General features: G+C 69.7%; 6 protein-coding genes. 1 reads left to right on the top strand and 5 read right to left on the bottom strand.

The annotated features are described in order from the left end of the window. Window positions 1-62: 62 nt before the first annotated feature. The 5 genes from N7E59_RS11715 to N7E59_RS11695 all read right to left on the bottom strand — a co-directional run bounded on the left by N7E59_RS11715 (window position 63) and on the right by N7E59_RS11695 (window position 5,417). Window positions 63-1,112, bottom strand: coding sequence for a glycerophosphodiester phosphodiesterase (locus N7E59_RS11715; protein WP_261625122.1), 1,050 nt, complete (start codon window positions 1,110-1,112; stop codon window positions 63-65). A gap of 79 nt (window positions 1,113-1,191) precedes the next feature. After that, entirely contained in the window at window positions 1,192-2,316 is a 1,125-nt protein-coding gene (locus N7E59_RS11710) for an EcsC family protein (RefSeq protein WP_261625121.1), read from the bottom strand. Window positions 2,317-2,415: 99 nt separating this feature from the next. After that, entirely contained in the window at window positions 2,416-3,510 is a 1,095-nt protein-coding gene (locus N7E59_RS11705; RefSeq protein ID WP_261625120.1) for an endonuclease/exonuclease/phosphatase family protein, read from the bottom strand. A 174-nt stretch (window positions 3,511-3,684) separates the two neighbouring features. Next, window positions 3,685-3,789: a methionine/alanine import family NSS transporter small subunit gene (locus N7E59_RS11700; protein ID WP_261625119.1), complete on the bottom strand. Its 105-nt coding sequence runs from the start codon at window positions 3,787-3,789 to the stop codon at window positions 3,685-3,687. After that, the gene (locus N7E59_RS11695) at window positions 3,789-5,417 is read right to left on the bottom strand and encodes a sodium-dependent transporter (protein WP_261625118.1); all 1,629 of its coding nucleotides are present in this window, start codon (window positions 5,415-5,417) and stop codon (window positions 3,789-3,791) included. Before N7E59_RS11695 ends, N7E59_RS11700 begins: the two co-directional genes overlap by 1 nt. Before the next feature lie 361 nt (window positions 5,418-5,778). Between N7E59_RS11695 and N7E59_RS11690 the strand changes: the two genes are divergently transcribed. Then, window positions 5,779-7,938, top strand: coding sequence for a BCCT family transporter (locus N7E59_RS11690; protein WP_261625117.1), 2,160 nt, complete (start codon window positions 5,779-5,781; stop codon window positions 7,936-7,938). Window positions 7,939-7,959: the final 21 nt, after the last annotated feature.

Raw genomic sequence — 7,959 nt, 5'->3', positions numbered from 1 at the left:
TCCGGCGCATCCTCATAGAGGAGTGACAGCGGTGCGCTGCCGAGGTCGCCGGCGGACCTCGGTCAGCGAGCGGACTCGGACTGCGCGGCGGTGACCTGGTCGAGGACCTGGGCGGGCCGGTTGGTGGTGATCTCGGCGACCCCGAGGTCCAGCAGCATCTCCACGTCCTTGGGCTTGTCCGCGGTCCAGACGCGCATCACGGATCCTCGGGCGATCCAGGCACGGACCTCGGCCGGACGCTGCCGCACATACCGGACGCCGGGACCTGCGATGCCGGCCCGGTGGTTCCACACCAGCGCCTCCGCGTCCTTGGCCGTGCCCCGCAGCACCGCGGCGACGAAGGGCCGCATCCCGAAGCCGACCTGCATCTTCGCCATCTGCCGCGCCACGCTGCGGTCGGTGACCAGGTCGAACAGCGAACAGAGCCGTTCGGCGGGGACCATCTCCCCCAGGTGCAGCAGCGCGCCGGGGTCGAAGCTCATGAAGGACACCTCGATGGGGTGGGCCTCCCCGCCGCGGCGCCGCGTGCCGGGCACCACCGAGGTCTCCGGGTCCCACCCGGCGGCGAGCAGCACCTTCAGCACCTCGTCCTCGAGTCGGGAGCCGTAGGGGCTGGGGTGCTTCAGCTCGATCGCCAGCGCCATCGGACGCCCGGCTCCGCGGAGCAGCTCCAGCACCTCGGGCAGGGTCATCAGCTGTTCGTCGGGGGCGCCGTAGGTGTCGGCCAGCCGGCGGGACTGCCAGAACCGCGGCGTCCTGGCCAGCTTGGGGGTCTTCCAGGAGCAGATGTCGAGCCGACGCATCTGCGCCAGGGTCTTCCCGGCGACGGGTCCGGAGCCGTCGCTGGTCCGCTCGACGGTGAAGTCGTGGAAGCAGACCAGTTCGCCGTCCGCGGTGAGGTGGACGTCGATCTCCAGGCCGTCGGCACCGGACTCGATCGCCCGGAGGTAGGCGGCGCGCGTGTGCTCGGGGAAGTCGGCCGAGGCGCCCCGGTGGGCGAACACCCGCGTGCGGGACGGAGGCGCCCCGACGGCCGACGGTGTCCGGCCGCCGAGTCGGGCCGCGCCCCCTCGGCCGGGCCCGAAGTGCTGGGTGATGTCGTGGAGCGTCACAGTCCCAGAGTAGGACCAGCGGGCGAATGCGGGAACAACACGCCGCGACGCCGGACTGACCAACGGCTGAAGCCGGTCATCAGCGCCCCGTGTCCGAGTCCCCGGGGGTCTCAGACTCCGCAGAGGCGTCCGGGGCGTCGGTGTCCTCCGCGGGCACCTCGGCCTCGTCACCCTTCTCGAGGATCTCCTGGGCTCGGCGCCGCTGCCGGATCTGCTTCTGCTCGGCCTTCAGACCCTTCTTCTTCTCGCGGCGCTCACGACGGTCGGCCCGGTGCTGCTCCCGCTCCAGGCCGCGGCGCATATCCTCGACCAGGGCCTGCGGCGTCTCCTCGGGCAGCTCGCCGAAGGTCTTGTGTGCGGCGCTGACGATCTGCCGGGCCAGCATCCGGTTCGCCGCCCCGCCGACCACCGCACCGATCCCGAACGGGATGGCCCGGGCGACCATGGAGGTGCCCTGACGGACGAAGAACCGCCGCACGAACTGCTTCTTCAGCTGGTTGAACACCACGCCCCCGACGCCGGAGCCGGAGGAGAGGCTGTTCAGCGGCACCAGCGTGGAATAGGGGCCGGTCCCCCGTCCGCCGGCCTGATCGTTGAGCTCGCCGAGGAGCTTGCGGCCCTCCTCGCCGAGCATGACGCCCATGACCAGCGCCTGCGCGCGGGTCGGGTCCTCGGTCGAGACGCCGGAGAGCTCGGCCATGGACTGCGCGTAGAGGGCACAGGTCTCCAGGAATCCGCCGGTGGCGGCGGCCGAGATCCCCAGGGACGCCACCGTGCCGACGGCGGGCACGGCCGCGGTGGCGCCGATGAGGGCCCCGGAGCCGGTCATCAGGCGGGAGAACTCCTTGTCCAGCTGCTGGGCCAGCTGCCGGTTGGTGAGCGTGGGGTGGGCCTTGCGCAGGCGGCGCAGGTTGGCGAGCACGATGGGCCGCTGGACGGTCACCGCGCGGATCAGCCAGCTCTCGGCGGAGGGGGTCAGGCGACCGTCCTCGTCGAAGGCGCGTTTCGACACGACGCCGACGGCCTGCTGGGTGACCAGCCCGGTCGCAGCGGTGCGCATCAGCGTGGGCTTCCGCCGGTGCTTCCCGCGCTGGGCGGCCTTCTTCCCGCCTCCGACCGACCTGCGGCCGGAGGTGCGCCGCTCGGCGGCGGAGGAGATCCCCAGTTCGGCACCCTCGGAGGGGACCATGGATCGTGAGCTCATTCCTCGACTCCCGGTGTACGGCGTATGCCGGTGTTCCCCGACAGGTCAACGCTAACGCATCGGACCGGCGGTGATCAGAGCCTCGACGGCCGCCCGGACTCAGTCGAGACGCAGATCGGCCCAGGTCAGACGAGTCTCGGCCTCGGTCTCCGTGCTGGCGTCCTCTTCGGGGAGCTCGGAGTGGGACCGTATGGTCCCGGCGCCGAGCCCGTCGTCGCCGGCGACGATCCACTGCTCCCCGTCGAATCCGCCGCGGTCGCCCTCGTCGTCGTAGATGTACTCGGCGTCGGACTCTTCCTCGGAGACGTAGTCGTCGATGAATCGCCGCTGGTCGACCATCAGCGCCGGGCCCCTGTCGCTGAACCCTGCGGAGGCGCGCGCGGCGGCGATCACGTGCAGCGTCCGGTCCTCGACGGTGATCGGAACGTCCCAGAGCGTGGCGCCGTAGAGCGGAAGCACCGACCGCTCGACCGAGGACGAACCGTCAGGCATCACGTTGCCGGGCATGTCGTCCCAGAGGAAGTCCTGGAAGGTGCGGACCTCGTCCTCGTCGATGGGAGCCAGGGATAGCACGACCATCCCGTACTGCCCCGCATAGTCCCCTTCGCCCAGGGCGTCGCCCTCACCTCCGATGAATCCGTCGCCGTCGAGGTCCGCCCCCGAGTCGACCCCGGAGTTGGTGGGCGCGGTGTACATGTAGGCGTAGGCCAGCCCCTCCTGGCCCTGCTGGTCCACGGCGAGGTACTGGGAGTTCATCACTTCGGCCAGCCGGTGGGTCCCGTCGTAGGGCACCCCGGTGATCACCAGGACGTCGGGTCGGGCCTGCTGGACCAGGGCTGCGGTCTCCCGCATGGTCTCATCCTCGCCGCCTTCGAGCTCGTCGCCCGCTTCGGCCGCGGACTCGGCGTCGAAGCTCGTCCGTGCGGCGGCCACACGCAGCACGCCGTCGGCGGCGACCTCGGCTGTGGAGTCGGCGGCGGGGCCCTCATCCCGGGACGTCCGCTCGGACTGGGCGGGGCCCTGCGCGTCGGGGTGCGCCGAGACGGTGCCCCCGTCCGAATGTGCGAGGCCACCGTGTCCGGCGTGGGACGGGTCGGCTCCGGCCATGAGCAGGAGGCTCGCGGCCAGCCCGAAGGGTACGACGGCGCAGAGGGGCGAGCGCCCAGTCTTCGCACCGGAGCCGTCGAAAGGCATGGGGCATACGGTACTGCCCGGTAGGGGCGGTTCCAAGCCGGAGACAGGTGCAGGGCGAAGCCGTTACCGATGCGTGATGCCCGACCGCATCTGACCTGGACCGTGACCGTACTGTGACCTCCGCATCGGGGGGTCGACGGCGGCGGGACGGCTCGGCACCGGGCCTCGGAGACGTCAGTCCTCCTCCGGGTGCCGCTGCAGGTGGATCATGGCGGCGACCAGGCCGCCCCAGACGATGAGGATCGCCACGATCATCATCACGATCGCGAGGGGGTCCATCAGCGCTCACCTCCTTCGCGACGGTCAGCGTCACCGGGGCCGCCGGTGTCGACGGTCGCGACGGCGTCCTCGTCGGCGTCCGGATCCTCCGTGCTCATCGCCGAGCGACCGCCCCAGGGGAACAGGGTGCCCACCACTGCGAGGGCAGCCACGAAGACGATCGCGCCCCAGCCGAAGCCGATGACGACCCAGGTGTCGTACCCGCCGTAGCCTGCGGAGATCTTGTCCCGCACGTCGAGGATGAGCAGCCAGCCGAGCACGACGGGCAGGACCACGGAGATCAGGACCCTCCAGACGATGCCCACCTTGAAGGAGCTGTGCTCGTTCAGCCCGGCGGTCAGCACCGGGAGCTTCCGGACCACCCAGGAGACCACCACCGCGGCCAGCAGCGCGCCGCCGACGATGCCGATGTTGTTGGAGAACGCGTCGACCACATCGAGGATGGTCAGCCCGGAGACCCCGCCCAGCAGGATGATCGAGGTGACCGCCGACGCGCCGCCCACCACGGCCACTGTCACGAGCCGCGACCAGCCGGTCTTGTCCTTCACGGAGGCGATGACCACCTCGAGGATCGAGATCTGCGAGGTGAATCCGGCCAGGACCAGGGATCCGAAGAACAGCACACCGACCAGCGCGGAGAGCGGGGCCTCGGAGATGATCGTCGGGAACGCCACGAACGCCAGACCCAGTCCCGAGCTGGCGACCTCGTCGACCGCGGTGCCCGCGGCGAAGGCGAGGAAGCCCAGTGCGGCGAAGACGCCGATGCCGGCCAGCAGCTCGAACGAGGAGTTCGCGAAGCCGACCACGAGCCCCGAGCCGGTGGTGTTGGACCGGCGCTTCAGATAGGAGGCGTAGGTGATCATGATGCCGAAGCCGACGGAGAGGGTGAAGAAGATCTGCCCGTAGGCCGCGATCCACACCGACGGGTCGCCCAGGGCGGCCCAGTCCGGGGTGAACAGGGCGTCGAGCCCCATGCCTGCGCCCTCGAGGGTCAGCGAGTAGACGACCAGCGCCACGAACATGACGACCAGCACCGGGATGCCGATGATGGAGACCATGGCGATGCCCCGGCGCACGCCGGCGGCCAGGCAGACCAGCAGCACGGCCCACACCGCGACGAGCGGCCAGCCGACCTGGGCGACGAAGTCCACCGAGAGCCCGGCACCTTCGGTCCCGCCGCCGTCGTACTGGAGGTACTCGCCGAAGAAGAACCCTTCGGCGTCGTCGCCCCAGGCCTGGGTGAAGGAGAACCACGTGTAGCTGCAGGCCCAGGCGATGATGGCCGCGTAGTACACGGAAATGAGGAAGCAGACTCCGACCTGGAACCAGCCGATGAACTCGGTGGCGGGGTGCAGGCGCCTGAACGCCAGGGGCGGGGAGCCGCGGAACCTGTGGCCGATCGCATAGTCGAAGAACAGGATCGGGATGCCGGCGGTCAGCAGGGCGACGAGGTACGGGATCAGGAACGCGCCGCCGCCGTTCTCATAGGTGATGTAGGGGAAGCGCCAGATGTTCCCCAGTCCGACGGCCGAACCGACGGCCGTTATGATGAACGCCTTGCGGCCGGTGAAGGTCTCGCGGACCTTCACACCTCCTGTCGCCGCGCGCGCAGCGGATGACCTGTTCATCGTGGAACTCCGAGTCTCGTCAGGTGTAGGCCTAGCAGGTCGCAGGCCTGGCAGATAGCACATCCTTGCACAGATCATCGCCTACGGCGCCGGTCGGCGACACACCCGCTTGAAATCTCCTCCACACTCAGGCCTAATGGACTGTGAACAGCTCGCACCGTCTGCGGCGGTGGAGGGGTTCGAGCGGGACGGCGCAGCGGCCGACCGGTCGCGTGGCCGGCGGCGACGGCGTCGTCGTTTTCTGTGCGCAGGATCCGAGGGAGGTCCGCGCATCAGGCTCGGAGCCCGTCCGCGTCGCGGTCCACGAACCCGAGGGTCCAGTCGACACGTCAGGGCGCCCGGGCCATATGAGGAGGACGTCATGGCTTCGCAGCCCGAAGCAGAGGTCAAGAACTGGTCTCCGGCCAGTGTCTGGAGGGGGCTCTCGAAGCCCGTCTTCATCCCGTCGGTGGTGATCATCGGCGCGGCCCTGATCTTCGCCACCTGGTTCAGCTCCGTCTACGGCGACGAGGCGTTCGAGGCCCTGAACACCGCCATCGTGGACGGCGTCGGCTGGTGGTACGTGCTGATCGTGACCGGTTTCGTGGTCTTCGCGATATGGGTGGGCCTGGGCAAGACCGGTCAGATCCGCCTGGGCCGCGACGACGAGAAGCCCGAGTTCTCGGTGATCTCCTGGTTCACCATGCTCTTCGCCGCCGGTATGGGCATCGGCCTGGTCTTCTGGGGCGTGGCCGAGCCGCTGAACCACCTGATCGGCCCCCCGGACACCACCGGTGAGGTGGCCCAGGCGGCCGACGGCGCGGCGCTGCTGGCCACCGAGGGCGAGCTCGCCCGCAACGCGATCGGCGCGACGCTGTTCCACTGGGGCCTGCACGCCTGGGCGATCTACGTGGTGGTCGGACTGGGTCTGGCCTACATGACCTTCCGCCGCGGGCGTCCGCTGGCGATGCGCTGGCTGCTGGAGCCGATCTTCGGCCGACGCCTCATCGAGTCCTGGGTGGGCCACGTCATCGACGTCGTCGCCATCGTGGGCACCATCTTCGGCATCGTCACCTCGCTCGGCCAGGGCGTGCAGCAGATCGTCGCAGGCCTGGTGTACATGGGGTGGACCTTCGGACTGCCCGAGGACTCGCCGATGATCCTCAACGGCCTGGTCGTGCTCATCACGGCGATCGCGCTGTTCTCGGTCATCTCCGGCGTGTACAAGGGCCTGAAGTGGCTCTCGAACATCAACATGCTCATGGCCGCCCTCCTGGCCCTGTTCGTCATGCTCGCCGGTCCGACCCTGATGCTGCTGAGCCAGCTGGTGGGCAACACCGGCGAGTACCTGATCACGCTGCCGCAGATGGCCTTCGAGAGCTCGGCCGGCTACGCCGGAGCCGAGGGCTCCTGGTCCGCGGACTGGACCATCTACTACTGGGGCTGGTGGATGAGCTGGGCCCCGTTCGTCGGCATGTTCATCGCCCGCATCTCCCGCGGTCGGAGCATCCGTGAGTTCGTCTTCGGCGTGCTGCTGGCACCGACCGTCATCGCAATCTTCTGGTTCACCGTCTTCGGCTCCTCCGGCATCTGGACGCAGGTGACCGAGGGGGGGCTTCTCGACGAGGACGGCGCAGTCCCCACCGAGGAGGCGCTGTTCGGCCTCCTGGAGACGCTGCCGCTGTTCACCGTCACCGCGGCGGTGGCGATCCTGGTGATCACCATCTTCTTCATCACCTCGGCCGACTCCGGTTCGCTGGTGGTCGACGTGCTGGCCAACGGCGGCCGTCCGGACACCCCACGCCTGACCCGGGTGTTCTGGACCGTGCTCATCGCTGTGGCGGCCATCGTGCTGCTCAACGCCGGCACCGATTCGGCCGCGGCGCTCCGAGTGCTGCAGGTGTCCTCGATCTCAGCGGCGGCGCCGCTGTCGATCGTGCTGGTGCTCGCAGTGGTCGCCATGATCAAGGTCCTCACCTATGAGGCCGCCACCAGCCCGCGGTACGTGCGCATGCGTCGCACCGCCACACCTGCGGCGCTGGTGGACACCGCACGTGAGACGGCCGCCAGCGACGACGACGCCGCGGTGACCCGGAGTCTGCGCTCGATGCTCTCGAAGCAGCGGCAGGTGTTCTCCGACGTGCTGGGCGGCACCTCGGCCACCCTCCGCGGCCTCTCGGGCGAGGCCGGGCGTCAGGGTGAGAAGGAGTCCGTGGTCGGCGGCGAGGAGATCTTCGCCCTCCACGACGTGCCCGCCCACGCCACTCAGGTGGACCCCGAGACCGGAACTCTGGGCTGGGACGCCGAGGAGGCGTTCCACGACCCGATCGAGACCCACCACTTCGACACCCCGGAGTATGCGGAGTCCGCGGCCGGCTGGGAGCACGAGCAGGAGCAGCTGTTCGAGGACGTGGTCTCCGACTCCTCGACCACCGGCGACGCCGAGTCCCGTGTGACCTCCGGACGCCGCTCGGACCAGGTGATCGACGAGCAGGTCTCGGACGGTCACACGGTCGCCCAGGACGAGGAGCCTCGGGACTGATTCACCCGGGCCCGGCGCGAG

Origin of the sequence: Nesterenkonia marinintestina (assembly GCF_025420485.1) — a bacterium.
GTDB classification, from domain to species: domain Bacteria; phylum Actinomycetota; class Actinomycetes; order Actinomycetales; family Micrococcaceae; genus Nesterenkonia; species Nesterenkonia marinintestina.
The sequence above is the reverse complement of the archived record's forward strand: the minus strand, read 5'-3'. Positions and strand labels throughout refer to the sequence as shown.

Excerpts from the sequence above, each read along its gene's own strand:
- N7E59_RS11710 (WP_261625121.1), bottom strand. The coding sequence starts at position 2,316 with ATGAGCTCACGATCCATGGTCCCCTCCGAGGGTGCCGAACTGGGGATC.
- N7E59_RS11705 (WP_261625120.1), bottom strand. The coding sequence starts at position 3,510 with ATGCCTTTCGACGGCTCCGGTGCGAAGACTGGGCGCTCGCCCCTCTGC.
- N7E59_RS11700 (WP_261625119.1), bottom strand. The coding sequence starts at position 3,789 with ATGGACCCCCTCGCGATCGTGATGATGATCGTGGCGATCCTCATCGTC.
- N7E59_RS11695 (WP_261625118.1), bottom strand. The coding sequence starts at position 5,417 with ATGAACAGGTCATCCGCTGCGCGCGCGGCGACAGGAGGTGTGAAGGTC.
- N7E59_RS11690 (WP_261625117.1), top strand. The coding sequence starts at position 5,779 with ATGGCTTCGCAGCCCGAAGCAGAGGTCAAGAACTGGTCTCCGGCCAGT.